At 68.0% G+C, this 25261-nt stretch carries 27 protein-coding genes; 18 read left to right on the top strand and 9 right to left on the bottom strand.

Features of this window, described 5'->3' with window-relative positions; all coding sequences use genetic code 11:
• Window positions 1-29: 29 nt before the first annotated feature.
• From AC3WR5_RS27545 to AC3WR5_RS27525, 5 genes are all read right to left on the bottom strand, one after another.
• Complete coding sequence (locus tag AC3WR5_RS27545) at window positions 30-1886, bottom strand: bifunctional metallophosphatase/5'-nucleotidase (protein WP_492488669.1); 1857 nt, start codon at window positions 1884-1886, stop codon at window positions 30-32.
• A gap of 164 nt (window positions 1887-2050) precedes the next feature.
• Complete coding sequence (gene slmA / locus AC3WR5_RS27540) at window positions 2051-2707, bottom strand: nucleoid occlusion factor SlmA (protein ID WP_141285476.1); 657 nt, start codon at window positions 2705-2707, stop codon at window positions 2051-2053.
• 41 nt (window positions 2708-2748) lie between these two features.
• On the bottom strand, window positions 2749-3453 hold the full coding sequence (locus tag AC3WR5_RS27535) for a pyrimidine 5'-nucleotidase (protein ID WP_492488741.1): 705 nt from the start codon (window positions 3451-3453) through the stop codon (window positions 2749-2751).
• A 5-nt stretch (window positions 3454-3458) separates the two neighbouring features.
• Complete coding sequence (gene argB, locus AC3WR5_RS27530; protein WP_141285456.1) at window positions 3459-4367, bottom strand: acetylglutamate kinase; 909 nt, start codon at window positions 4365-4367, stop codon at window positions 3459-3461.
• 156 nt (window positions 4368-4523) lie between these two features.
• Window positions 4524-6617: a pectate lyase-like domain-containing protein gene (locus tag AC3WR5_RS27525; protein ID WP_492488667.1), complete on the bottom strand. Its 2094-nt coding sequence runs from the start codon at window positions 6615-6617 to the stop codon at window positions 4524-4526.
• 68 nt (window positions 6618-6685) lie between these two features.
• Between AC3WR5_RS27525 and AC3WR5_RS27520 the strand changes: the two genes are divergently transcribed.
• The 3 genes from AC3WR5_RS27520 (at window position 6686) to AC3WR5_RS27510 (ending at window position 7954) form a co-directional block, all read left to right on the top strand.
• The gene (locus tag AC3WR5_RS27520) at window positions 6686-7045 is read left to right on the top strand and encodes a hypothetical protein (protein WP_492488665.1); all 360 of its coding nucleotides are present in this window, start codon (window positions 6686-6688) and stop codon (window positions 7043-7045) included.
• 1 nt (window position 7046) lies between these two features.
• Window positions 7047-7337 (top strand): copper-binding protein, encoded by a 291-nt coding sequence (locus tag AC3WR5_RS27515; RefSeq protein WP_141285458.1) that lies wholly within the window; start codon window positions 7047-7049, stop codon window positions 7335-7337.
• 68 nt (window positions 7338-7405) lie between these two features.
• Window positions 7406-7954, top strand: a complete 549-nt coding sequence (locus AC3WR5_RS27510; protein ID WP_492488663.1) for a phasin family protein — start codon at window positions 7406-7408, stop codon at window positions 7952-7954.
• Window positions 7955-8019: 65 nt separating this feature from the next.
• Here AC3WR5_RS27510 and AC3WR5_RS27505 read toward each other — a convergent pair whose 3' ends face one another.
• Window positions 8020-9513: a carboxypeptidase M32 gene (locus AC3WR5_RS27505; RefSeq protein ID WP_492488661.1), complete on the bottom strand. Its 1494-nt coding sequence runs from the start codon at window positions 9511-9513 to the stop codon at window positions 8020-8022.
• Between the two features lie 95 nt (window positions 9514-9608).
• A complete protein-coding gene (locus AC3WR5_RS27500) occupies window positions 9609-10091 on the bottom strand; it encodes a YqaA family protein (RefSeq protein ID WP_141285464.1) in 483 nt (160 codons plus the stop codon).
• A gap of 146 nt (window positions 10092-10237) precedes the next feature.
• On the opposite strand from AC3WR5_RS27500, the gene dusB reads away from it, so the two are divergent.
• The 13 genes from dusB to AC3WR5_RS27435 all read left to right on the top strand — a co-directional run bounded on the left by dusB (window position 10238) and on the right by AC3WR5_RS27435 (window position 21422).
• A complete protein-coding gene (dusB, locus tag AC3WR5_RS27495; RefSeq protein ID WP_492488659.1) occupies window positions 10238-11281 on the top strand; it encodes a tRNA dihydrouridine synthase DusB in 1044 nt (347 codons plus the stop codon).
• A gap of 97 nt (window positions 11282-11378) precedes the next feature.
• Complete coding sequence (locus AC3WR5_RS27490) at window positions 11379-11618, top strand: Fis family transcriptional regulator (RefSeq protein WP_141285468.1); 240 nt, start codon at window positions 11379-11381, stop codon at window positions 11616-11618.
• 38 nt (window positions 11619-11656) lie between these two features.
• Window positions 11657-13237 carry a bifunctional phosphoribosylaminoimidazolecarboxamide formyltransferase/IMP cyclohydrolase gene (purH, locus tag AC3WR5_RS27485; protein ID WP_492488657.1) on the top strand — a complete coding sequence of 527 codons (1581 nt, stop codon included), beginning with the start codon at window positions 11657-11659 and terminating at the stop codon, window positions 13235-13237.
• 73 nt (window positions 13238-13310) lie between these two features.
• Entirely contained in the window at window positions 13311-13796 is a 486-nt protein-coding gene (locus AC3WR5_RS27480) for a MarR family winged helix-turn-helix transcriptional regulator (protein WP_492488655.1), read from the top strand.
• A complete protein-coding gene (locus tag AC3WR5_RS27475) occupies window positions 13783-14679 on the top strand; it encodes an alpha/beta hydrolase family protein (protein ID WP_492488653.1) in 897 nt (298 codons plus the stop codon). The genes AC3WR5_RS27480 and AC3WR5_RS27475 overlap by 14 nt, the downstream gene beginning before the upstream one ends.
• 36 nt (window positions 14680-14715) lie before the next feature.
• Window positions 14716-15348, top strand: a complete 633-nt coding sequence (locus AC3WR5_RS27470; RefSeq protein WP_141289674.1) for a lysophospholipid acyltransferase family protein — start codon at window positions 14716-14718, stop codon at window positions 15346-15348.
• A 5-nt stretch (window positions 15349-15353) separates the two neighbouring features.
• Window positions 15354-16328 (top strand): phosphatidate cytidylyltransferase, encoded by a 975-nt coding sequence (locus tag AC3WR5_RS27465; RefSeq protein WP_492488651.1) that lies wholly within the window; start codon window positions 15354-15356, stop codon window positions 16326-16328.
• Window positions 16325-16888, top strand: a complete 564-nt coding sequence (gene ruvC, locus AC3WR5_RS27460; RefSeq protein ID WP_492488649.1) for a crossover junction endodeoxyribonuclease RuvC — start codon at window positions 16325-16327, stop codon at window positions 16886-16888. The genes AC3WR5_RS27465 and ruvC overlap by 4 nt, the downstream gene beginning before the upstream one ends.
• 451 nt (window positions 16889-17339) lie before the next feature.
• A complete protein-coding gene (locus AC3WR5_RS27455; protein ID WP_492488647.1) occupies window positions 17340-17873 on the top strand; it encodes a hypothetical protein in 534 nt (177 codons plus the stop codon).
• A gap of 27 nt (window positions 17874-17900) precedes the next feature.
• Window positions 17901-18440 (top strand): cell division protein FtsI, encoded by a 540-nt coding sequence (locus tag AC3WR5_RS27450; RefSeq protein ID WP_492488645.1) that lies wholly within the window; start codon window positions 17901-17903, stop codon window positions 18438-18440.
• Between the two features lie 22 nt (window positions 18441-18462).
• Entirely contained in the window at window positions 18463-19197 is a 735-nt protein-coding gene (locus tag AC3WR5_RS27445) for a flagellar basal body L-ring protein FlgH (protein WP_492488643.1), read from the top strand.
• Window positions 19198-19335: 138 nt separating this feature from the next.
• Window positions 19336-20109, top strand: a complete 774-nt coding sequence (locus tag AC3WR5_RS27440; RefSeq protein WP_492488641.1) for a response regulator — start codon at window positions 19336-19338, stop codon at window positions 20107-20109.
• On the top strand, window positions 20106-21422 hold the full coding sequence (locus tag AC3WR5_RS27435) for a sensor histidine kinase (protein ID WP_492488639.1): 1317 nt from the start codon (window positions 20106-20108) through the stop codon (window positions 21420-21422). Before AC3WR5_RS27440 ends, AC3WR5_RS27435 begins: the two co-directional genes overlap by 4 nt.
• 27 nt (window positions 21423-21449) lie before the next feature.
• Here the strand turns inward: AC3WR5_RS27435 and AC3WR5_RS27430 are convergent, their stop codons facing one another.
• Both AC3WR5_RS27430 and AC3WR5_RS27425 read right to left on the bottom strand, forming a co-directional pair.
• The gene (locus AC3WR5_RS27430) at window positions 21450-22460 is read right to left on the bottom strand and encodes a DUF6976 family protein (RefSeq protein ID WP_492488637.1); all 1011 of its coding nucleotides are present in this window, start codon (window positions 22458-22460) and stop codon (window positions 21450-21452) included.
• A gap of 14 nt (window positions 22461-22474) precedes the next feature.
• Entirely contained in the window at window positions 22475-23485 is a 1011-nt protein-coding gene (locus AC3WR5_RS27425) for a hypothetical protein (RefSeq protein ID WP_231012624.1), read from the bottom strand.
• 247 nt (window positions 23486-23732) lie between these two features.
• Here AC3WR5_RS27425 and AC3WR5_RS27420 point away from each other — a divergent pair, with 247 nt between their 5' ends.
• Entirely contained in the window at window positions 23733-24431 is a 699-nt protein-coding gene (locus AC3WR5_RS27420) for a dienelactone hydrolase family protein (protein WP_141290663.1), read from the top strand.
• A 43-nt stretch (window positions 24432-24474) separates the two neighbouring features.
• Window positions 24475-25182 carry a dienelactone hydrolase family protein gene (locus tag AC3WR5_RS27415; RefSeq protein WP_492488636.1) on the top strand — a complete coding sequence of 236 codons (708 nt, stop codon included), beginning with the start codon at window positions 24475-24477 and terminating at the stop codon, window positions 25180-25182.
• Window positions 25183-25261 lie beyond the last annotated feature (79 nt).

Below are 25261 nucleotides of genomic sequence, written 5' to 3'. Positions count from 1 at the left end.
CTCCAGCACGGTCACGCCAGCACGGTCGCTCAGGGGCAGACGGTGCCCGCGTCCACGCGCACGATGCGCGGCTTGCCGAGGTTGGCCGCGGCCGGGTCGTACGGCGGGTTCGGCGCCTGGGTACCGGCCAGGTAGGCGGTCAGCGCATCGATGTCCTGCCCGCCGCCCACACGGTTGGTGCCGCCCTTCAGCACGCTGAAGCCATCGCCACCATCGGCCAGGAAGTTGTTGACCGTGACACGCCAGGTCTTGCCCGGGTTCAGCACGGTGCCGCTGGCGTCCACCACGGTTTCGCTGCCGGCGCTGGTGGTGATGGTCAGGTTGCGCACCTTCGCGCCGCAGGCCTGGGCGTTGTCCCACTCGTAGTGCACGCCGTTGGACGGCAGCAGCACCTTGGAGAAGGTGACCTGGCCGAAGCAGTTCGGGAACTGCTGCTCCAGCGTGTCGTGCAGCTGCTGGTTGCTCAGCGTCAGCGTCACCAGGCTGTTGCCGAAGGGCTGCACAGTGAAGGATTCGCTGTAGGTCACGTTGCCGTCGCCTTCGCCGATGGGGCTGCCGGCGTAGATGAAGCCCGGGCTGCGCACGCCGCCCGGGTTCATCAGCGCCAGCTGCGCGCCGCCGGCCTGCACGGTGGCGGCCAGCTGCGAGTCGGCGATCAGGTCACCGGCGGGCATGTTGCAGGCGGCGTCCTTGGTGTTGGGCACATCGGCGGCAATGCGGCCGATGACCTGGTTGGCGACTGGCGCCACCAGCGTCTTATAGCCGGCGACGATGCCGGCGATCTGCGCGTCCGGCGTGATCGCCACGTTGCTGCGGTCGACCACCACGTTCTTTGCGGTCACGGCCACCACGTCGCGGTTGCCGCGCTGCAGCGTCAGGTCGATGTCGGTCAGCACCCGGCCTTGCGTGTTGGCGCTGGTGACCGGGATGTTGCGGCCCGAGGCCAGCGGCAGCTGGCAGTTGTAGGCCGCGTGGGTGTGGCCGCTGATGACCAGGTCCACCGCATCGTCCAACTGGCTGACGATGGTCTTGATCGGCGAACCGTCCAGGTTGCCCACGCAAGCGTTGATGTCCACCGGCGTGGTGCCCGTCTGCGCGCCGCCCTGGTGGATCAGCACGACGATGGCTTCCACGCCGGCCGCCTTCAGCACCGGCACCAGGTTGTTCACCGCAGTGGCCTCGTCGGTGAACACCAGGTCCTTGATGCCGGACGGCGAAACGATCTGCGGCGTGTCCTTCAGCGTCATGCCGATGAAGGCGACCTTGATCTTCTTGCCTTCGATGTCGAAGGTGCGCGTGCCGTAGGGCGGGAACAGGGTTTCGCCGTTTTTCTTCTTGACCACGTTGGCGGCCAGGAACTTGAACTTCGCACCTTCGAACGGCACCGGCGTGCCGACGCTGGCGCCCTTGCAGGTGTTGGCGGTGTCGGTCGGGTGGCAGCCACCCTTCTGCATGCGCAGCAGCTCGTCCTTGCCTTCGTCGAACTCGTGGTTGCCCACGGCGTTGAAGTCCAGGCCGGCACGGTTCATGGTCTCGATGGTCGGCTCATCGTGGAACAGCGCCGAGATCAGCGGGCTGGCGCCGATCAGGTCACCGGCCGAGACGACCACGGTGTTCGGGTTCGCGGCGCGGGCGGCGGCAATGTAGCCGGCCACGTAGTCCAAGCCACCAGCAGGCACCGCAGCGGCACCGGCATTGGTGAAGGTGCCGGGCGATTCCAACGCGCCGTGCAGGTCGTTGAGCGCAAGGATCTTGATCGTCAGCGTCGGCTTGGCCTTGGCGGTGGCGGCCGGGACCGAAGGCGCGGCGGCGGTCGCCAAGCCAGGCTGGGCGCAGGCGGCCAGCGCGATGCTGGCGGCCAGCAGGCTCATCTTGAAAACGGACATGGCAATTTCCCTGGGGTTCATGTGGTGCCCTCATTGGAGATCGCCGGCGTGACATCTGCTTGACGCCCCCACGGCCGGCACTAGGGATTGCCCTTGGCCCGCTAGCGCCTCAAGCTTCGCCAACTGCAACAAGACGTGAGCGCCGCAGCAAGCGGCGCCGCCATTCAGCCGAGCAGGTGCAAGGCCACGTCCAGCTGTTCGGTCGGCAGGCGCTTGAAGCCGCTGCGCGCGTAGCGCTGCAAGCGGCCGATGACCAGGCAGGTCAGCGCCGAGGCCTGGCCGTTGGCCTGCACCGTGGGCGTGGCCACGCCGGCCTGCTCGGCCGCCACCCGCAGGCTTTGCCGCAGCTGGGATTCGACACGGTCGAAAAACTGGCCCATGCGCAGGCCCAGGCGTTCGTTCTCGAAGACCAGCGCGTCACCCACCATCACGCGGGTCATGCCGGGGTTCTTCTCGCCGAACTGCAGCAGCACCTGCACCATGCGGTGGGCCTGCAGGGCGCCGGTGATCTCGCGCTCGGCGATCTGGTTGATCAGCGTGAAGACGCTGGATTCGATGAACTCGATCAGGCCCTCGAACATCTGGGCCTTGCTGGCGAAGTGGCGGTACAGCGCAGCCTCGCTGACCGACAGACGCGCGGCCAGCGCAGCGGTGGTGACGCGGTCGGCGCCGGGCTGCTCCAGCATCGCCGCCAGGGTCTGCAGGATCTGCACCCGGCGCTCGCCCGGCTTGGGCCGTTTGCGGGCCACCGCCACGGCGGGATCACCAGCGGCTGCCACGGCAGCCAATGGCGCTTGCGCAGCAGCAGACACCTCGGGCATACCCGGCACGGACAACTCAGACGCTTCGGGCATTTCGGACATCACAGCACACTTCGCAACTGTTGAAGCGAGCGGATTCTGGCATACACATAGGGGGGGCGGCGGCGCCAATTTTGGGTCCCCGGCAGCGTGTGCGCAGCCCTCAGCCAGCGCTGCATCCAGACCGTGCGCATGCCCAAGGAATGTGCCGCCTTCTGGTGCGCCAGCGTGTCTTCCACCAGCACACAACGGTGCGCCGGCACGCCCAGCCGCGCCACCAGGGCCTGCAGCATGCGCCTGTCCGGTTTCGGCCGCAACTGGCCGAACATCGCCATCTGCTCGATCGCGACCACGCCATCGAACAAGCCGCGCAGCCCCAGCGCGCCCAGCACCCGCTCGGCATAGGCCAGCGGCGCGTTGGTCAGGATCAGCCGCGGGCCGGGCAGCCGCTGCAGCACCGCCACGTCGTGTGCATGCGTCTGCAGTTGCTGCTCCAGGCCGGGCAGCACATGCGTGTCGTGCAGGAAATGGTTGGCGTTCACGCCGTGGTGGCGCACCAGGCCGAGCAAGGTGGCGCCGTAGCGCTGCCAGTAGAGCTGGCGCAGCCGGTGCGCCTCGCCGGCCTCCAGCCCGAGCTCGCGCGTCATGTAGGCGCCCATGCGCTCGTTGATGCCGCGAAAGGCCGAGGCAGAGGCGTTGTGCAGCGTGTTGTCGAGGTCGAACAGCCAGACGCGCTCGCCCTCGCGCAGGCGCGCCACGCGGCGCACGGCTTTCAATGCGAGCGGATCATCGTGCCGTAGGCCTGCTCGGTCAGGATCTCCAGCAGCATCGCATGCGGCACCCGGCCGTCCACCACGTGCACGGTGTTGACGCCGCTTTTGGCGGCGTCGATCGCGCCGGCCAGCTTGGGCAGCATGCCGCCGCTGATGGTGCCGTCGGCGATCAGGTCGTCGATGTCGCGTGCCGTCAGTTCGGTCAGCAGCTCGCCGGCCTTGTTCAGCACGCCCTTGATGTTGGTCAGCATCATCAGCTTCTCGGCCTTCAGCACCGTGGCCAGCTTGGACGCCACCAAATCGGCATTGATGTTGTAGCTCTCGTTCTTCTCGCCGAAGCCAATGGGGCTGATCACCGGGATGAACTGGTCATCCTGCAGCGCCTTCACCACCGCGGGGTCGATGGCGGTGATCTCGCCGACCTGGCCGATGTCGTGCTCCTTGCTCGGGTCGTCCTTGTCGGCCAGCTTCATCTGGCGCGCGCGGATCAAACCGCCGTCGCGCCCGGTCAGGCCCACGGCCTTGCCGCCGGCGGCGTTGATCAGGCCGACGATGTCCTGCTGTACCTCGCCGCCCAGCACCCACTCGACGACCTCCATCGTCTCTTCGTCGGTCACGCGCATGCCCTGGATGAAGGTGCCCTTCTTGCCGATCTTGGCCAGCGCCTCGTCGATCTGCGGGCCGCCGCCATGCACCACCACCGGGTTCATGCCGACCAGCTTCAGCAGCACCACGTCCTCGGCGAAGTCCTGCTGCAGGGCCGGGTCGGTCATGGCGTTGCCACCGTACTTGATGACGATGGTCTTGCCATGGAACTTGCGGATGTAGGGCAGCGCCTGGGCCAGGATCTCGGCCTTGTCGCGCGGCTGGATGTGGGCCAGGGAGTCGTCGGCGGGCTGGGTGCTCATGGTGGTGCTGGCGGCGCCAGTGCTGAAAGGGGATTGGCCGGCATTCTAGGGATTTGCGTTGGCGGCAGCGTCCCCATTGCAGCCGAAGCCAGCCGAAAGCAACAAGGCCCGCCGCATCGCTGCAGCGGGCCCGGCCGTCAGATCAGCGGAAAGGGATCAGGGAAAGTTGATCACGTTGACCGGCACCGTGGCCGTGCCCTGCGCGGCGCCGCCGGTGTTGTTGATCACGTGGTCGATCATGCCTACGCCGCCCAGCGAAACCGTGAGCGCGCTGTGGAACTTCACACCCGCGACGGCCGGCACCTCGAAGGCATGCGCGGCGTGGATGCTGGGGTTGACGTTGAAGTAGCAGTAGCTGCCCACGCCCCAGGCTTCGTGGGTGGTCACGTTGTCGGCCACCTTGTAGGCCGCGTAGCCGGTGGCGTCCGCGCGCCAGGCGGCCTGGCTGGGCGGGTCGTACGGCATCTCGTTCTGGAAGAAGATGGTCCGGCCACCCTGGCCATTCCACACCACGTTGAACTTCTGGTAATGCTCGACGAACAGGCCGGTGGCCAGCACGTTGTTGCCGTTGACCAGCACGCCGGTGTCGGCCGTGTTGACGGTCCAGCCGGTGGGCTGGCTGCCGTGGTCCGCGCGCCAGGCCCAGATGTGGTCGATGATGACGTTGTTGCTGTTCACCACCAGGCTGTTCGTGGCCTTGCCGGCGACCGCGCCGCCAATGCGGAAGTACACGTCCTGCACCGAGCTGGGATTGCCGGCATGCGAGACGGCCGAGGTGGTGGCACCGAAGCTCAGCAGCGCGTTGCTGTTGACCGTGCCCGCATCGAACAGCAGGCCGGCGATGGACACGCCGTCCACGTCGGACACCAGCATCGCGTTCACGCCGTTGTCCGGCACCAGCGTGGGGAAGCCGATGCCCAGCACCACGGTGCCGGCACGCGTCACGCGGATCGTGTCGCTCAGGTGGTAGGTGCCGGGCGTGAAGAACAGGTTCAGGCCCTGGGCCAGCGCGGCGTTCAGCGTGGCGGTGCTGTCGGTCGGCTTGGCGACGTAGAACTGGCTCATCGGGATGGACGTGCCGGCGCTCGCACCATTCGCCCAGCTGGCGCCGGAAGCATTGGTGCGCGTGCTGGGTACGAAGACGCGGTACTTGCCTGCGCTGTCCACGTACAGGTAGGGCTTGTCACGCGACACTGGCGTGGTCGCCAGCGCGGTATACGGCGGCGACGGGAAGCTGGTCGCCGGGCCGCCGACGACGCCGGAGAACACCATGTTCCACACGCCGTCGTAGAAGTTACCCAGGTTGCTGTCCCGCGTGTACCACTGCTGCTGCGAGCCGGAGGCGATCAGGCCGTCGACCTTGGTGTCGGCGATGTAGCCGCCGCTGGCGTAGCCCTGGCCGTTGCCCTGGTTGGACGGGCCCAGCACCAGGTTGCCGAGGATGTGCAGCCGGCGCATCGGCGCAGCCTGCGAGACGGCCCAGCGGTTGGTGCCACCGTTGGGGATCAGCGCCAGGTTCTCGGCCGAGCGCCAGAAGTTCTGCGTCGCGTTGCCCTGGTCGCCGTAGTTCCAGCCGCTGTCCACGTTGACCGTGCCACTCAGCGTCACGTCGTCCGGGTTCTGGCCCAGGCCGGCGATGGCGGTGTAGAAGCCCAGGTTGGCGTACACGCCGTTGTAGCTGCCAGGCTTGAACAGGAAGGCATGGCGCTGGCCGCCGAACTGTGCAGTCGGGCTGTTGAGCTGCGCATTGAAGGCCGCGTCCAGCTTGGACTGGATGGTGGCGATCGGCGTGGCGGTGTCGAAGATCGACACGTTGGCACCGAAGTCCGGCGTGTCCGAGGTCGGCGGCGGCGTGGTACCACCGACCGTGTAGGTTTCCTGCGGCGTGTCATAGGCCGGGTTGCCGTTGTTGTAGGTGAAGTTGAACTTCAGCACGGTGCCCGAGGCCACGCCGGTGACAGGCTGCTCCCAGCGCGCGTTGGCCGACGAATACGTCATGCGCACGTTCAGCTGGCCGCCGCTGTTGACGCTGTAGTGCGCGTCGACCCAGGTCGTCGCCACGTTGGACTTGAACCAGATCGTCGCGGTGCTGCCGGAAACGGCAACACCATCGGTGTAGTCCGCCGCACGGGCTGGCAGCGCAAAACTGCCCAGCAGCAGCGCGCAGATCGAGAGCCAGACCCAGGCCAGGGACCAGGTCGGCGTCGCTCGCGGGCTGCGCCGCATTGCGCCGCCTCCCAGGTTTGCCATGGATGCATGCATGCCCTTGTCTCCTTCTTCACATGAGCTGCGCCACAGCGGGCGCATGGAGGGCAGGCTTGTTGGCGCAACGCCCTCAACCCGCCCACGAAGCGAAGCAATGGCATCCAGACTGCCTGCCTGCGGCTTCGCGGAGGCGGATTCTGGAACCGATTCCAATTTCGTCCATCAGGGCCGAACTGCGCAACTTCACACCAGGCGTGTCCGGCGTGTCGGGATGTTTCGAGATCAGGCTTCGCTTCGTCACTGCGGCGCCGCCAAACATGGCATCAGCTGCGCTGCAACAGCTCCGCAACAGTTACGGTTGCTCACATGCGGTCGCGAGCCCGGTGCTCGGTCTACCATCGGGCATCGCCGTGACGGCCCAGGTCATCCTGTGCTGGCTCCACCGCGTTGCAGTCAGGCAAGGAGAAATCTGAAATGAACACCTGGACCCCGCGTTGGGCCCGCATGTTGACCGGCCTGTCCCTGGCCGGCCTGGCCCTGGTGGCGCATGCCACCGATGGCGAAATCCGCAAGATCGACACGGCGCAAGCCAAGGTCACGATCAAGAGCGGCGCGATCAAGAACCTGGACATGCCCGCGATGACCATGGTCTTCAAGGCCCGCCAGCCCTCGCTGCTGAACGGCCTGGCCGAAGGTGACCTGGTCGTCTTCGAGGCTGACAAGATCGACGGCCAGTACACCGTGACCGCCATCCGCAAGAAGTGAAACCTGCAGGCGCACCGGCCTCAAGCTGGCGCGCCTGCGCTGTTTTTTTTGACTGGAGAGACTCGCCCATGCCCAACCACCGCAAGGACTTCGACCCCGCCAGCCTGTTCGACGGCCCGCTGGCCGACGCGGTGAAAGCCTCAGCGCAGCAGATCTGGCTGGCCGGCGTGGGCGCGTTTGCCAAGGCCCAGGAAGAAGGCAGCAAGGCCTTCGACACGCTGGTGCAGGAAGGCGCCGAGTTGCGGCGCAAGCGCCAGGGCACGCAAGCCGCAGCCGAAGACAAGTTCGGTGAGTTCGGCGAGACGCTGAACGCGATGGCCGGCGAGGCCATGCACAAGGCCGGCGCCTCGTGGGAAAAGCTCGAAGCCAAGTTCGAGGCCCGCACCGCCCAGGCGCTGAAGAAAATGGGCGTGCCGACAGCGCAGGACATGGCCTCGCTGAGCGCCCAGGTCGAGGCGCTGACGGCACAGGTCGCCAAGCTCCACGCCCAGTTGCACAAGAGCAAGCAACAAAGCGCCAAGGCCGCCTCGGGCTTGCGCGCGAAGAAGGCGGCGGCTGCAGCAGCCAAGCCGGTTCGCAAGACGGCCCGCAAACCGGCGAGCGGCAGCGCCGACTGAGCTGCCATCGCCCATGAAAAAAGACGGCTCGCGGGCCGTCTTTTTCGTTGGGGCCTGGCACCGCTTCAGCCGAGGTAGCGCTGCGTCAGGTGGGCGCGGAAATGCGCGGGGTTCAGCGTCTCTCCGCTGGCGCGCAGCGCGAGTTCGTCGGTGGTCCAGCGGCTGGCCTGCTGCCAGATGTTGCGCTTGAGCCAGTCGAACACCGGGCTGAGGTTGCCGGCAGCGATCTGCTCATCCAGCGCCGGCATTTCGCGCCGCATTGCGGCGAACCACTGTGCGGCGTACATCGCGCCCAGCGAATAACACGGGAAGTAGCCGAAGGCGCCGGTCGGCCAGTGCACGTCCTGCATCGGGCCATCCTTGTAGTTGCCGCGCGTGTCCTGGCCCAGCAGGTCGCGCATGCGCTCGTCCCACATCGCCGGGATGTCTGCCGCCTCGGCCTCGCCTTCGATCAGCGCACGCTCGATCTCGAAACGCAGGATGACGTGGGCCGGGTAGGTCACCTCGTCGGCTTCGACGCGGATCAGGCTGGGCTTCACGCGCGTCAGCAGCTTGTGCAGGTTGGCCGGCTCGAAGGCCGGCTGCGCGCCGAAGGCCTCGCTGACCAGCGGCGACAGCAGCCTGGCAAAACCAGGGTGGCTGCCCAGCTGCATCTCGAAAGCCAGGCTCTGGCTCTCGTGGATGGCCATCGAACGCGCCAGCGCCACTGGCTGGCCCAGCAGGTCGCGCGGCAGGTTCTGCTCATAGCGGCCGTGGCCGGTCTCGTGCACCGTGCCCATCAGGCTGGGCAGGAAATCGTCTTCGTAGAAGCGCGTGGTCAGGCGCACGTCTTCCGGCACGCCGCCCGAAAATGGGTGGGTGCTGACGTCCAGCCGGCCCGCCGAAAAATCGAAGTCCAGCAGCTTCATCACGCGTTCGCACAGCGCGCGCTGGGCCGGCAGCGGGAACGGGCCGACGGCCGGCACCACCGTCTCGCGGGCCTGGCGTTCGCCCACCGCACGGATCAGCCCCGGCAGCCAGGTGCGCAGCTCGCCGAAGACGCGCGCCGCGGTGGCGCTGGTCATGCCGGGCTCGTACTGGTCCATCATCGCGTCGTACAGGCCCAGGCCGCTGCGCTCGGCCAGCAGCCGCGCTTCCTCGCGCGCAACAGCCAGCACCTCCTGCAGATTGGGCAGGAAGCCGGCCCAGTCATTGGCCGGCCGTTGACTGCGCCAGGCGTGCTCGCAGCGCGAGGTGGCCTGGGAGCGGCGTTCGACCAGCGCTTCGGGCAACGCATTGCTGCGCCGCCATTCGCGCGACATCTCGCGCAGGTTGGCGCGCTGGGCTTCATCCAGTTGCTCGGCTTCGGCGCCGCTCAGCTGGGCCTGCAGCATCGGATCGGTGCGCATGCGGTGCAGCAATCCTGCCATTTCGGTGAGCGCATCGGCCCGCGCCTGGTTACCGCCAGGCGGCATGTTGGCGGCCTGGTCCCAGGAGGCCATGCTTTCCAGATGAGTCAGCCGGTGCAGGCGGCCATAGGTGCGCTTCAGCGCTTCGTAGTGCGGATTGGCGATCGACATCGGGCCATTGTGGGCCCGGCCGTTGTCACAATCCGGCGGAAATAACCCGGCGGCTCTCCCCCTCTTGGGGGATGGCAGGGCCGGCGGCGGCTGGTTCAAGCCGCCGCGTGTGGAAACCAGTAAAGCGCCACCGAGGTCATCGTCAGGTAGCGCGCGGCCTTGCCGATCAGCATGTAGCCCACGCAGGGCCAGAACGGCAACCGCGACCAGCCGGCCAGCGCGCACAGCGGGTCGCCCACCAGCGGCAGCCAGCTCAGCAGACAAGCCTTGGGGCCGAAACGCTGCAGCCAGGCCAGCAGCCGCATCTCGCGCGGCGGGCGATGCTTCACATGCTCCCAGGCCTTCTCGGCACCGTAACCAGTCCACCAGCTGATCGCACCGCCCAGCGTGTTGCCGGCGGTGGCCACCGCGATCGCTGGCCAGAACAAGTCTGGCTGCAGGTAGAGCAGTCCCAGCAGCGCCGGCTCCGAGCCGAGCGGCAACAGCGTGGCCGAGATCAACGCGACGACAAACAGCGTGGACAGGCCGAAGCTCGGCAGCGCCAACCAGCCGAGCAGGGATTGCAACCAAAGCTCCATGCGTCGATTGTCACCGCCAGGATGTCCGCGGACCGGACGGGGCCGCTCTATAATCTTGCCTCCTTTTTGAGCAACCGGCGCGCCGCCTGCCGGCCACGCTCCGCCGCTCCACCCACCCGCCACCCACACGCTTTCGCACCGAACCCATGCAGCTCGGCCCCTACACGCTCCCGAACGCCTTGTTCGTCGCCCCCATGGCCGGGGTGACGGACCGGCCGTTCCGCAAGCTGTGCAAGCAGTTGGGCGCGGGTTATGCGGTCAGCGAGATGGTGACCTCGCGCAAGGACCTGTGGCAGTCGCTGAAGACCTCGCGCCGGGCCAACCATGAAGGCGAAAGCGCGCCGATCGCGGTGCAGATTGCCGGCACCGAGCCGCTGATGATGGCCGAGGCCGCGGCCTACAACATCGACCGCGGCGCGCAGATCATCGACATCAACATGGGCTGCCCCGCCAAGAAGGTCTGCAACAAGTGGGCTGGTTCGGCGCTGATGCGCGACGAGCTCGGCGCACTGGCCATCGTCGAGGCGGTGGTTGCCGCCTGCGCGCCGCGCGGCGTGCCGGTCACGCTGAAGATGCGCACCGGATGGTGCGACACCGAGCGCAATGCGCTGGCGCTGGCCCGCGCCGCCGAAAGTGCCGGCATTGCGATGCTGACCGTGCATGGCCGCACCCGCGAGCAAGGCTACAAGGGCTTTGCCGAACATGACACCGTGGCCGCCGTGAAGGCCGCGCTGCGCATCCCGGTGGTCGCCAACGGCGACATCGACTCGCCCGAAAAAGCCGCCGAAGTGCTGAAACACACCGGGGCCGATGCCTTGATGATCGGCCGCGCCGCACAAGGCCGGCCGTGGATCTTCCGCGAGATCAGCCATTTCCTGGCGACCGGCCAGCACCTGCCGCCACCGCCCACGCGCGACGTGCAAGGCTGGCTGACCGAGCACCTGCTAGACCATTACCAGCTCTACGGCGAGGAAGCCGGCGTGCGCAGTGCGCGCAAGCACATTGGCTGGGCGGTGCGTTCATTGCCAGGTGGCGAGGCCTTCCGCGCGGTGATGAACACGCTGGACGATGGCCAGGCCCAATTGGGCGCCGTGCGCACCTTCTTCGACGACCTGGCCGACACCCACCCGCTGCTGCCTTCGCTGCCCGCCTGGGCAGCCAACCAGGACCTGATCGAACAACAAGCCTGAACCCGGCCCTCGGACATCCCGCCGGGATGCCCGGCGGGCCTGCTTTTTCTTTTCCCCTGAGGACCGGCAGCTGTTTGCCGGCCAAGCTGCCAGAGCCATGAGCAAAAAGAACATCGAGGAGTGCGTCCGCGAGACGCTGGACCAGTATTTCCAGGACCTGCACGGCGCCGAGCCACATTCGCTGCACGACATGGTGATCCGCGCGGTCGAGAAGCCGATGCTGGACGTCGTGATGCGCCAGGCCGAGGGCAACCAGAGCAAGGCCGCCGAATGGCTGGGCATCAACCGCAACACGCTGCGCCGCAAGCTCGTTGAACACAAATTGCTGAAGCCCTGAGCTCGGCCCGATTCATTTTTCCTTCCGCCATCGCCACCATGTCCACCCTCACTGCCCTGCTCTCGGTCTCCGACAAGACCGGCATCGTCGAATTCGCTCAAGCACTGCACGCGCAGGGCATCAAGCTGCTGTCCACCGGCGGTACCGCCAAGCTGCTGGCCAGTGCCGGCCTGCCGGTCACCGAAGTCTCGGAGATCACCGGCTTCCCCGAGATGCTGGACGGCCGCGTGAAGACGCTGCACCCGCGCGTGCACGGCGGCCTGCTGGCCCGCCGCGACGTGCCCGAGCACATGGCCGCGCTGAAGGAACACGGCATCGGCACGATCGACCTGTTGATCATCAACCTCTACCCGTTTGCACAGGCCACCGCCAAGGCCGACTGCACGCTGGACGACGCGATCGAGAACATCGACATCGGCGGCCCGGCGATGCTGCGTGCGGCCGCGAAGAACTGGCAGGACGTCGCGGTCGTCATCGACCCGAGCGACTACCCGCAGGTGCTGGCCGAACTGAAGGGCCAAGGCCTGCAGCGCGCCACCAAGTTCAAGCTGGCCAAGAAGGTGTTTGCGCACACTGCCGCCTACGACGGCATGATCACCAACTACCTCACCGCGCTGGAAGCCGGCGCCGAGGAGAAGACCGCCGAAGTGCCGGTTCGCGCCGAGTACCCGGACGTCTTCAATCTGCAGCTGAGCAAGGTGCAGGGCATGCGCTACGGCGAGAACCCGCACCAGAGCGCGGCGTTCTACAAGGAAGCCAAGCCGGTGGAAGGCACGCTGTCGCAATGGACGCAGATCCAGGGCAAGGAGCTGAGCTTCAACAACATTGCCGATGCCGACGCGGCCTGGGAATGCGTGAAAGCCTTCGACCTGCCGGCCTGCGTGATCGTCAAGCATGCCAACCCCTGCGGCGTGGCCGTGGGCGCCACGCTGCTGGAAGCCTACGAGAAGGCGCTGAAGACCGACCCGACCTCGGCCTTCGGCGGCATCATGGCCTTCAACCGCCCGGTGGATGCCGACGTGATCGAGGCCATCAACGCGCACAAGCAGTTCGTCGAAGTGGCGATGGCGCCGGCCTTCACGCCGGCCGCCCGCGCGGCCTATGCCGCCAAGCAGAACGTGCGCCTGCTGGAAGTGCCGCTGAGCAAGCTGTCGAATGCGCTCGATTTCAAGCGTGTTGGTGGCGGCATGCTGCTGCAGTCGGCCGACAACCTCGACATCGTCGGCGAACTGAAGGTCGTCACCAAACTGCAGCCCACCGCACAGCAGCTGGAAGACCTGCGCTTTGCCTGGACCGTGGCCCGCTTCGTCAAGAGCAACGCCATCGTCTTCTGCAAGGACGGCATGACCTTCGGCGTTGGCGCCGGCCAGATGAGTCGCCTCGACTCGGCCCGCATCGCCAGCATCAAGGCCCAGGCCGCCGGCCTGAGCCTGGCCGGCACGGCCGTGGCCAGCGACGCGTTTTTCCCGTTCCGTGACGGCCTGGACGTGGTGGTGGACGCAGGCGCGACCTGCGTGATCCACCCGGGCGGCTCGATGCGCGACGAAGAGGTCATTGCCGCGGCCGACGAACGCGGCATCGCGATGGTGCTGACTGGCACCCGCCACTTCCGCCACTGAGCGGCCGCCCTGCAAAACCGGCTTCGGCCGGTTTTTCTTGCATCAGATACTTCGCATGCGAAATAATGATGCCATGTCGCCTGCCCGCGCACCCCGCCCGCCTCGATTGATCTTCCTGCTCAACAGCGCCCAGCGCCGCTTGCAGCAATGGATGGCCGTGCTGCAGTCCGAAGCCGCTGCCAGCGGCGAGCCCGCGCCCACGCCGGCGCAGGCCGGGCTGCTGTTCGTGCTGGCCAAGGAAGACGGCGCCACGATGGGCCGTGTCGCCCAGGCGCTGGACCTGGCGCCTTCGGCTGTCTCGGGCCTGGTGCAGCGCAGCGAGGCGCTGGACTGGGTGCAGCGCCGGGTGTCGCCGGAAGACGCCCGCACCCAACAGGTCTGGCTGCGCCCAGCGGGCCGCGGCCAGCTCGCACCGTTGCACGCGGCCACCGCCCGCATCAACACCCAGCTCACCGCCGGCTTCAGCGAAGCCGAGCTGCAGACCGTCGCCCGCTGGCTGCGCCATGTGCAGCAGCTGGGCGGCCCCACCGTGCCAGGAGAGACCGATGAGCCGCGCTGACACCCCCGCCGACCTGGCCGAACCCGTCACCCTCACCTGCGCTGACGGCGTGACGCTGCGCGGCCATTTCCTCGCCCGCAGCGGCGGCAACACCGGAGAAGGCGGCGGGCTGCCTGTGCTGATCGCCCCGGCCACCGGCGTGCGCCAGCACTTCTACCTGCGCTTTGCCGCCTGGTTGGCAACGCGGGGCCACGACGTGCTGGTGTTCGACTACCGCGGCGTGGGCCAGTCGCTGCATGGCCCGCTGAAGGACTGTCAGGCGACGCTGGCCGAATGGGGCCAGCAGGACCAGGTGGCGGCGCTGGACTGGCTGCTGGCGCGCACCGGCCAGCCGCAGGTGCTGATGCTGGGCCACAGCGCCGGCGCGCAGATGCTGGGTCTGCTGCCCAACCACCACCGTGTGGCCCGGCTGGTCGGCATTTCGGCCTCCACAGGCTGGTTCGGTGGCATGCGGCCGGCCTTCCGCGTTGCCGCGCGCATGGTGCTGTGCGGCCTGGTGCCGCTGGGCATCCGCCTGAAGGGCTACGGCACCTGCAGCGCCGTGGGACTGGGCGAGAACCTGCCGGCCCAGGTCGCGCTGCAATGGGGCCAGTGGTGCAGCGCGGGGGGCTACGCGACCAATGCGGTGCAACAAGGCGCGGCCAACGACTTCCACGCCGCGGTGCGCACGCCCATCACGGTGCTGCACGCCAGCGACGACAACATCGCCACCGACAAGACCGTGGCCGACCTGCTGCGCACCTTGCCCGCCGCACCGCACAGCGTGCGCCGCGTGCACCCAGCCGAACTCGGCTACAAGGCCATCGGTCACATCGACTGGTTCCGCGGCTCGCACAAGGCCTTGTGGCCGCTGATGGCGCAGGCCTTGCGCGCGCCGGGTTGAAGTGGGCGGCATGGCCGGCGGCTAACATGCGGCCCCATGACCAGAGCCGACCTCGTGGGCCAGTTGCTGGCTTTCATCGCCAGATTGATCACCGGCGCCCAAGGGCACTGGAAAGGCTGCCCGCCGCAGGCGCTGCAGCGCATCTACTTTGCCAACCACCAGAGCCACCTGGACTGGGTGCTGATCTGGGCCTCGCTGCCCGGTGAGTTGCGCGCGCAGACCCGGCCGATCGCGGCGAAGGACTACTGGACCGCCTCGCCGTTCAAGCACTGGTTGACACGCGAGGTCTTCAACGCCGTCTACGTGAGCCGCACCCGCGCCAAGGAAGGCCCGGATGCGCAGGACCCGCTGGAGCCGCTGGTGCAGGCGCTGCAGGGCGGCGATTCGCTGGTCATCTTTCCCGAAGGCACGCGCAGCAACAAGGGTGAACCGCAAAGCTTCAAGAGTGGCCTCTATCACCTGGCCGCGCAGTTCCCGAATGTGCAGCTCATTCCCGCCTGGATTGCCAACGTGCAGCGTGTGATGCCCAAGGGCGAAGTGGTGCCTGTGCCCATCCTGTGCACCGTGACCTTCGGCGCGCCGATGGCGCTGAATCCTGGCGAAGACAAGCGCGCCTTCCTCGACCGCGCCCGCGCGGCCGTCGTCGCGCTGCGGCCGGCGGGAGGCTGAAGCCCATGCAGGACCTGCTTCAACTCAGCACCGAGCAGCAGATCGGCCTGCTGTTCGTGATCGTGTTCGGCGTGCTCGCCGGCCTGACCACCTGGGCCACGCTGCGCAGCCTGGGCGACGCGCCGCCCGAGATCCAGCTGCGCCACGACCGCTTCGTGCGCGAGCTGCGCGCGATGTGGATCGGCCTGACCACCTTCTGGCTGGCCTGGCTGTCCGGGCCGATTGGCGCGACCTTGCTGTTCGGCGTGTTCTCCTTCCTCGCGCTGCGCGAGTTCATCACGCTGATGCACACCCGCCGCAGCGACCACCGCAGCCTGATCTTCGCGTTTTTCATCGTGCTGCCCATCCAGTACGTCCTGGTGGGCGGCCAGCATTTCGACCTGTTCTCGGTCTTCATCCCCGTCTACGTGTTTTTCGTGATCCCGGTCATCAGCGCGCTGGCCGGCGACCCCGGCCGCTTCCTGGAGCGCAATGCCAAGATCCAGTGGGGCATCATGGTCTGCGTGTTCGGCCTGTCGCATGCGCCTGCGCTGCTGCTGCTGGACTTCCCCGGCCACGCCGGCCGTGGCGCCTTCCTGCTGTTCTTCTACGTGCTGGTCGCCATCGTCGCCTACTTCGCGCAGGAGACGCTGAGCCAGCGCTTGCGCCGCCGCCCGGTGGCACGCGCCATCAGCCGCAGCTTCTCGCTGCAGGCCTGGGCGCTGGGCGCCGCGGTGGGTGGGCTGACGGGAGGGCTGCTGTTCTGGATCACGCCGTTCAAGCTGCCACAGGCCATCCTGATCGCCACCATCGCCGCGGCCGCCGGCAACATCGGCGAGTTCGTGATGCGGGCGCTGAAGAAGGACGCAGGCGTCGCCTGGTGGGGCAACCGCGCCTCGGTCACCGGCGCGGTCGGCCTGCTGGACCGCATCGCACCGCTGGCCTTCGGCGCGCCGGTGTTCTTCCATTCGGTGCGCTGGTACTTCAAGCTGACGCCATGAGTGTTCCTGTCCGCGTCCTGGGCATCGACCCGGGTCTTCAGTGCACCGGTTTCGGCGTGGTCGAGATCGAGGGCAGCACGCTGCACTACGTGGCCAGCGGCACGATCCGCACGACCTCCGGCGTCGCGCTGGGTGACCTGCCGAACCGGCTGAAGATCATCTTCGACGGCGTGCGCGAGGTGGCCGAGCGCTACCAGCCCACGCAGGCCTCGTGCGAGATCGTGTTCGTCAACGTCAACCCGCAGAGCACCCTGCTGCTGGGCCAGGCCCGCGGCGCGGCGCTGACGGCGCTGGTCACCGCCGGGCTGTCGGTGGCCGAGTACACGGCACTGCAGATGAAGAAGTCGGTTGTCGGACACGGCCATGCGCGCAAGGAGCAGATCCAGGAAATGGTGATGCGGCTGCTGCGCCTGCCTGGCCTGCCCGGCAAGGACGCGGCCGACGCGCTGGGCCTGGCCATCACCCACGCCCACGCCGGTGGCTCGTTCGCCGCAATGGCCCAGGCCACCGACCTGAAGCGCCGCACCCACGCGCAGTTCAAGGGCGGCCGCACCTACTGATTCGGGTCACGCCGCGCAATGCGGCATGACGCCGGCCGCATGAACCGCGGCGTGGCTTTCAGGTCCCAAGCCCCACCGCATGACGCCGCATGCTGCAGCACAGCATGCGGCATCACCATCTGCGCGCCGGGGCTCACAAACTGGCCCGCAAAACCCGAATTCGCTGCCGCTTTGTTGCCGACATGTGCCGCCAAATGCTGAATCGGCAATATTCAATGCCTCTCGCGTGAATCTATATGGCCAGTCACGTCATATTCTTACTTCGTGAATATCGGTGAACGGCAATCGAATTGGCGGGGGAATCTCGAATTGCTCGCCAAAACCCGGCCGGCGCGGCTGCCTAGCATTCACTTCAACAGCACAGGCATCCCTGGGTGTGACAACCGCCTCCCGGCGGACCTGCGCTGCATTCGCATCCGCATTCCCTCGACATCTCCTCCGGAGCCTCGCCATGAGCAGCATCAGCGCCTTGTCCTCGAATATGGCCAATCCTGGCATCGCCAGCACCCAGAAGAAACCCCTGGGTGCTTTCGAAGTCAATTCAAAACAATATGGCCCGGTGGTGGCCACCGCGATGGGCGTGGCCCAGGCCACAGGTGAAGCCGCCCATGCGGGCGTGTCGTTCAGCGCCGAAGCGCTGAAGCGCCTGCACGACGCTGGCGACGCACTCGCCGACGCGGCCGGTGCCGCCTGGGACGGCACCGTGGCCAGCGTGCACGACCTGGCCCAGGGCATCGAGCAGGGCCTGTCAGACGGCTATCACAGCGTGATGGACGAGGCCAGCGAGATCGGCAGCGACATCCAGGACGCCGTGCAACAGGCCTATGCCTGGGGCCAGTCCGTCGAACACAGCGTGGCCGACACCGCCAGTTCGGTCGCGCAGTCGGTGGAGGACGCCGCCTCGGCCGTGACCGACACGCTGGGCGACATGGTCGACGGCGCGGCCAGCTACGTGGCCATGGGCCTGTCGGTGCTCAGGGCGTGAGCGCCCGCATTGACCGGACCCGATGCCATGCGACTGATTGCCTCTTCGCTGTCTGCGGCCACCCTGGTGTTGTCGCAGACCGGCTGCTCGCTGTTCAGCCCGGTGCCGCTGTGGGAGCTGGCCAAGGCCGGTGGCACCGTGGCCAGCATGGCGCTGCCCTACGGCGAGCCCAAGGCCAGCGACACGGTCTACCACCTGCACCCGCGATTCCACACGCTGTGCATCGCCTTCAACCCCGACACGCCAGCCCAGGGCCTGGTGCCGGCGCTGCAGGCCGAGCTGCGGCTGCACCAGATCGAGACCCGCGTCTACGAAGGCGTGCTGCCCGAGCGCTGCAGCGTCTCGCTGGCCTATGAGGCCGCCATCGGCTGGGAAGTGCCGCCGCTGGGTGGCGGCTACCAGGCCTACCTCAGCACGCTGGCGCTCACCTTGCGCGACGCCGACGGCGCCGTGCTCTCCAGCAGCCGCTATGAGGTGGACAACCGCCTCGGCTGGGGCAAGTGGCGCAGCACGCGCAGCAAGGTGGCCCCGGTCGTCAGCGCACTGGTCACCGGCTTCGAAAACTGACCCCACCCAGGAGCCCCTTCCGATGAACACCCCCATCGTCCTCAGCGAATCCGCCACCCTCAAGCTGCTGTGCCTGCTGTGCTGGTCCTGCGGCGCGCTGCTGGTGCTGTTGTTCAGCGGCTGCGCCAGCACGCCCGACAGCACCGTGCCGGGCCCGCTGGCCGCCGCGCCGCTGCCCCGCCCGGCCAACGTGGAGCGCGCCCGCACCGGCGCCATCTACCAGGCCGGCATGTCGGCCGACACGCTCTACACCCGCGACAAGAAGCCGCGCCAGATCGGCGACACGCTGAAGGTCGAGATTGCCGAGAGCCTGAGCGCCAGCCACAAGGCCAGCACCGCCACCAGCGGCGACCGCGCGATGGCCTCCAAGGGCCCGGGCAGCAACTCGGGCAACAAGCTGCTGTCGTCCATCCTGAACCAGGACGCCAGCGCCACCGGCAGCAACAGCTTCAAGGGCGACGGCAGCACCGACAACACCAGCAAGTTCAGCGCGCAGGTGGCCGCCACGGTGATCAACGTGCTGCCCAACGGCAACCTGGTGGTGGCCGGCGACCGCAGCATTGCGCTGAACGGCGGGGTCAGCGTGCTGCGCTTCTCGGGCATCGTGAACCCGCGCGACATCAAGGCGGGCAACGTGGTGGCCTCGTCGGACGCGGTGAACGCCAGGGTCGAGGTAGTGGGCCGCGGCGAGGTGTCGGACGCGGCGCAGCGCAGCTGGATCCAGCGCGTGCTGAGCGACAGCCTTTCCTTCTGGTGATCCATCACGCTTGCGCGGTTCATGTCGCTTTGTGTCACGAAGGTTCATGGGCCAGCAACACTGCCTCAAGCAAGCGAGGCAATCATGTCGCCGTGTGTTGCCTCCCTCGCATCGCCTTCTCAGCCCGCATCGCCCTTCATGTACAGCAGTTCCCGCCCCGCCCATTTGTTCGTGGTTGAAGACGACCCGGAGCTGCGCGACATGCTGCAGCTCTATTTCCAGCGCCAGGGCCAGCAGGTGACCGCGCTGGGCAGCGCCGAGGAGCTGCTGGCGCGGCTGCGCCACGAGGCTTCGCCGCGGCCCGACCTGGTGGTGCTGGACGTGGGCCTGCCAGGCATGAGCGGCCTGCAGGCCTGCCAGCGCCTGCGCGCCGAGGGCGACCGCCTGCCCATCATCCTGCTGACCGCCAGCACCGAGGAGGTGGACCGCATCCTCGGGCTGGAGATGGGCGCAGACGACTACATGGGCAAGCCGTTTTCGGCGCGCGAGCTGCTGGCCCGCATCCGCGCGGTGCTGCGCCGCACAGATGCCGGCCCACTGCCGGCCTCAACAGCCGAGCGGCCGCTGGCCATTGGCGCCTTCCGTTTCTCGCCAGCGCAGCGCAGCCTGCAGCGCGGCGACGAAGTGCGGGTGCTGAACACCGTCGAATACGCGCTGCTGCACACGCTCACGCGCCACGCCGGCAGCACCGTCTCGCGCGAGCAGCTGCTGGCCGCCTCGCACAACAGCCAGGACGCGGTGCTGCTGCGCGCCATCGACGCGGCCATCATGCGGCTGCGCAAGCTGATCGAGCCGGACCCGGCCGCGCCGCGCTTCATCCAGACGGTGCGTGGCCATGGCTACATGTTCGTGCCGCACACGGCGGAGACCGTCACCGCCCCTGAAGCCCCCCGCCGCCTGCAGCCAGCGTGAGTGCCGCACCGGGGGGCGCCAGCTTCTCCATCGTGCACCGGCTGATCGGCCTGGCCGTGGCCGTGGGGCTGCTGTCGCTGGCCCTCAATGGCGCATTGATCTTTCGCGCCATCGACCCGCTGGGCCAGGACCTGACCGAGGCCCTGCGGCGCCAGATCGCGACAGCACGCCTGATGCTCCAGCGCGCACCCGCCGATCAGCGCCAGGCGCTGGCCGAAGAACTTCAAGCGCTGGGCCTGCATCTGCGCCGAGCGCCGCCTCCTGCCTCCCAAAACCCCGCCGATCCACTGATGGCCCGCCTGCAGGCCCTCCTGGGCCCGGAGGTGCGGCTGACGCGGCAAACGGCGCCTGATGCAGGCGCTGACGCCACAACGCATCTGCAGGCATCTTTCCAGGTGAACGGAGAAGACTGGCAATTGCTGCTGCCCACCCACACGCCACCGCCAGGCGGCCCGCTACTGCCCTTGCTGGCCGCCCTGGCGGCGGTAGGCCTCGCGGCAGCCCTGACCCTGGTGTTGGGCATCCGCCTGATCACCCGGCCCATTGCCCGCATTGCCGACGCGATGACCGAGCGGGCAGGGACGCTGCGCCCGCTGGAAGCGCCGCCTGCGGCCGGCCGCGAGCTGCAACCGCTGATCAGCGCCTTCAACGGGCTGGTGGCGGCGCTGATGCAGGCCCAGGCCAGCCGCCGCCAGTTGCTGGCCGGTCTCTCCCACGACCTGCGCACACCGCTGGCGCGGCTGCGGCTGCGGGTGGATGTCGAATGCCCCGCCATGGTGGCCGAGGGCATGGCAGCGGACTTTGACGCGGTCGAGTGCTTTGTCGGCCAGTTCCTGGGCTTCGCCCGCGGCAGCGCCGAGATCAGCCTGGGCCAACCCCGGCTCCTGGCCGCGCAGCTGCGTGCGCTGGCCACGCAGTACGCGGCACAAGGTGTTCAGCTGCAGATCGAGGACAGCGCAGCTGCCGAGCGCACCGGCTACCCCGACCTCGCCATCCAGCGCCTGCTGGGCAATCTGGTGGACAACGCGCTGGCCCATGGCCGGCCGCCGGTGTGCATCGTCGCGGAGGGGGATGCCGACGAATGCAGGCTCTGGGTGCGGGATGCCGGCACCGGCCTGCCGCCCGCAGGCTTGAGCGAAGCGCTGCAGCCCTTTGTGCGCATGGGCCCTGGCAAGGGGCGCGGTGGCCATGCGGGGCTGGGCCTGGCCATCGTCGCGCAGCTCAGCGCGCAGCTGGGCGGGCGAGTGACGCAACAGCCCTTCGACGGCCAAGGCCACGCCCTGGGCGTGGCACTGCCCCGCCAGCGCAGCTGAGCCGCGCACGGCGAACGGGGGAAGGGTCTACTGCCCTTCGTCCACCAGAGAGAGGTAGACCAGGGTCTGGTTGAGCAGTTGGTAGGCAATCTCGCCGAAGGTGGCCGGGCCCTGCACGCTGACGGTCTGCCCCTCCAGGCCGCCGTAGGCATAGTTCAGCACGCAATTGCAGCTGAACACCTGTTCGCCCGGGATCTGGTGGCTGGCCAGTGCCGAGGCAAACGCGCTCACATAGTTGCCCACAGGCCGCGCCGGCCGGTAGACCGTGCCGGGAAAGACCGGCGCATAAAACTCCACTCGCCGGGACTGGGCATCGAGCTTCTTGATGCACACGTTCACCAGCGCGCCGCAGTAGTCGGCCACCAAGGGCAGCTGGGTGTTGAAGCGGCGCTCGACCATCCAGTCGTGCAGGTTGTGGCTGCGGCCATCGATGCGGCAATCGCCTGCTGAAAACCCGCCCTGCGTGAACTCGATGGCCGGCCCGGTTTCGGGCGAGACGGGGTTGACGATGTCCACATGCACCATCTTGTCAGCGGGCACTGGCACATGCATGGCCACCGCGCCATCCTCCAGCGCCAGTCCGGTGCTGCCGTCGAAGACCAGGGGCTTGACCCGGCCCAGGTCATCCAGATGCACGCCCGAGACCCAGCCCACCAGCGGGCGCAGGTACATCTCGGCGTAGCCCGGCGCCTCCTGTGCAAAGGCCTCGTGGGCGCTGCTGAAGGCCGGCATCACGATGAGCGTGAAGCCATGCTCGGGCCCGTCCGTGCAGACCCGCTCCAGGCTTTTGCGGTCGTAGCGCATGATGCGCGGGCCGCTGCCGGCGATGGGCAGCTCGGTGACGAAAAGTGCGTCTCGCGTGGTGGTGCCGCGCTCGGCCATGAAGTAGGGAATCGTGCCGCCTATCCAGGGGCCGCGCGGCAGGTGCCGCAGCAGCGCTTCGTCTGCTGCCATGCAGCAGGGGCGTCCGGCCCGGATCAGCTCTGTGGCCTGCGCCAGGCTCATCAGGCGGTGTTGCAAGCTCGTCTTGGTGCTCATGCCGGGCCGATTCTTCAGTGGGCGCGCCAGTTGCGCAGTTGGGAAATCTCGTAGCCCAGCGCGCCTTGGTGGCGTGAGAAGTAACGATGGATCTCGACGAGCTTGAGCATGCGCACATCGCTGTCCTCGATGACGCGGATCTGCGAGCGCAGTTGGGTCAGCAGCAGGCGCAGGCCCAGGGCCCGTACATCGAGCGAGCACTCCCCCTCCAGCAGCGCCAGCCACAAAGGATCGGTGGCGTCCGGCAGCTCGAAGCCCTGCGCGGCGGAAGAACGCATGCCGGCGGCTGACACGGCCGCCGCCCGGGCCACTGGCGCGGCCACCGCGCGCTCCATCGCCGCCGGGACCTGCGCCGTCAGACCGGGCAGCTGCGCGATCTCATGGCGCAACACGGCCTGGCTGCGCAGGAAATAGCGATGCAGTTCCTGCGCAGCCTGGCGGTGCAGGTCCGCGTCGCCATGCAGCGCCGCCTCGCGCTGCAGCTTGGCCAGCAGCAGCCTCAGGCCCAGGGCCTTCACATCCAGGGACACGCGGCCCATCAGCAGCGCAGGCCACAGCGGCGAACCTTCCGCCGGCAGGCCGGAAGGCGCGGGCAGCGCAGTCGTGTTGCGGCCCTGGTCCAGCCGAAACTTGTGGCGCCACAGGTCCGCAAAGGGCAGCTTCAACAACACCGAAAGCTGCTCGGTGGTGGCGCCGGCCAGCAGCAAGTCCATGATGAGGCGCTGCAGGCCGCGCGTGTAGCCGGGCGCTTCTTCACCCGTCCAGGCGGTGGCAGGCAGGGCGTCGCCATCACGCAAGCCCACCTGCACGCGGCAGCGCCATCCGGCCAGGGTCACATGCTCCCAGCGCAACTGCCGCCGCACGGGGACCACGGCGCGCCGGCTAAACAGCCCCGGGTGAGGCGGTGGCCGCTCGATGTGAACGGTGACGGTTTGCGTGCCGCTGCTGCGCTGCACATCCATCACTTTCCAGGGCGCGTCCACGCCCAGGAGTTCGGCCATCAGCGGTCGATCATCGTCCTTCATCGGTGAGTCCCCCCTCGCACCTGGCTTCAGGCTTGGTCAAAACATTGTGGGATGGGCGCGGGTCAGCAACAACGGGGCCGACCCTGAATAGGCGACACGGCCGGGCGGTTTTGCACACAATCGGCGGGACGCGACATGCCACCCCGGCCTTGGCGCCGTGGCTGGCCCAACCCCTGCGCAAGGCATCAAATGGCATTGAGTTACGCTTAACGTCAGGTCAATTGCTCCTCCGAACGGGACACTCCATATGGGACACCTCATCGAATTCAAGCGCGCCGATGGCCGCAGCGCCAAGGCCTATTGCGCCGAAGCGCCAGAGCCCGTGGCCTCGGTGGTGGTGATCCAGGAGTGGTGGGGCATCAACGACCAGATCCGCGGCGTGGCCGACAGGCTGGCCGCTGCCGGCTTCACTGCGCTGGTGCCCGATCTCTACAAGGGAAAAAGCACCGTGGAGCAGGAAGAGGCCCACCACTTGATGACCGGGCTGGACTTCGGCGACGCGGCAGCGAACGACGTGCGCGGTGCGGTGCAACACCTCAAGGCCCAGGGCCTGGGCAGCGGCAAGGTCGGGGTCACCGGCTACTGCATGGGCGGTGCGCTGAGCCTGCTGTCCATGGTGATGGCACCCGAGGCGGATGCGGCCGTGGTCTGGTACGGCTATCCGCCGCTGGAATTCATCGACGCCAGCAAGATCGGCGCTCGCCCCTTGATGGCCCACTGGGCCACCCAGGACCAGGCCTTCGCGCTGAGCGGCGTCGACGCCCTGGAGGCCAAGCTGAAAGAGGCCCAGGTGCCATACGAAGGCTACCGCTACCTGGCGCAGCACGCCTTCGCCAACGAGACCGCCGTAGGCCCCGGCCGAATCGCCATGACCCAATACGACGCCGCCTGGGCCCAACTGGCATGGGACCGCACCCTGCGCTTCTTTGGACAGCAGCTTGGCTGATGTGCAGGCGGGATCACATACCCAATACCCTATAGGATTTTCGATGCCTCATCCCATCACCACCGAATGGCTGGACGTCGACAGCCCGGACGGCCGCTTCGGCGCCTACCTGGCACTGCCACCCGGCGGCAGTGGCCCGGGCCTCTTGTTGCTGCAGGAGATCTTCGGCGTGAACCCGCACATCCGCAGCGTGGCCGAGCAGTACGCGCAGGACGGCTTCGTGGTGCTGGCGCCGGACCTGTTCTGGCGCCACGCGCCACGCGTCGAGCTGGGCTATGACGGAGACGACGCCAAGCGCGCCTACGAGCTGATGGGCACCGTCAAGTCTGACCAGGTGCTGGGCGACATGAAGGCCACGCTGGGCGTGCTGAAGGGCCGCGCCGAGTGCAGCGGCAAGGTCGGCGCGATCGGCTATTGCATGGGCGGCCGGCTGGCCTTCAGCGCCGCGGCGATGATGCCGGTCGACGCGGCGGTCGCCTACTACGGCGGCGGCATCCAGAACCAGCTCGCGCTGGCGCCGCAGGTGCGCTGCCCCATGCAGTTCCACTACGGTGAGCAGGACGACCACATTCCGCTCAGCGCGGTGGAGCAGGTGCGCGGCGCCATGGCCGACCACAAGGGCACCGAGTTCCACGTCTACCCCGGCGCCGGCCACGGCTTCAACTGCTGGGCCCGCGGCAGCTACCACCCGCGCAGCGCCACGCTGGCCTACGGGCGCAGCCTGGCCTTCCTGGCCCAGCACCTGTACTGAGGTTTCCGAACCGCAAAAAGAAAACCCGGCCAGGTGAGCTGCACCTGCCGGGGTTTTTCATGCGGCGCCACCGGGCGCC

This window comes from Ideonella sp. FW305-24 (genome assembly GCF_058788035.1).
This window is presented reverse-complemented; position numbering and strand designations above follow the sequence as displayed.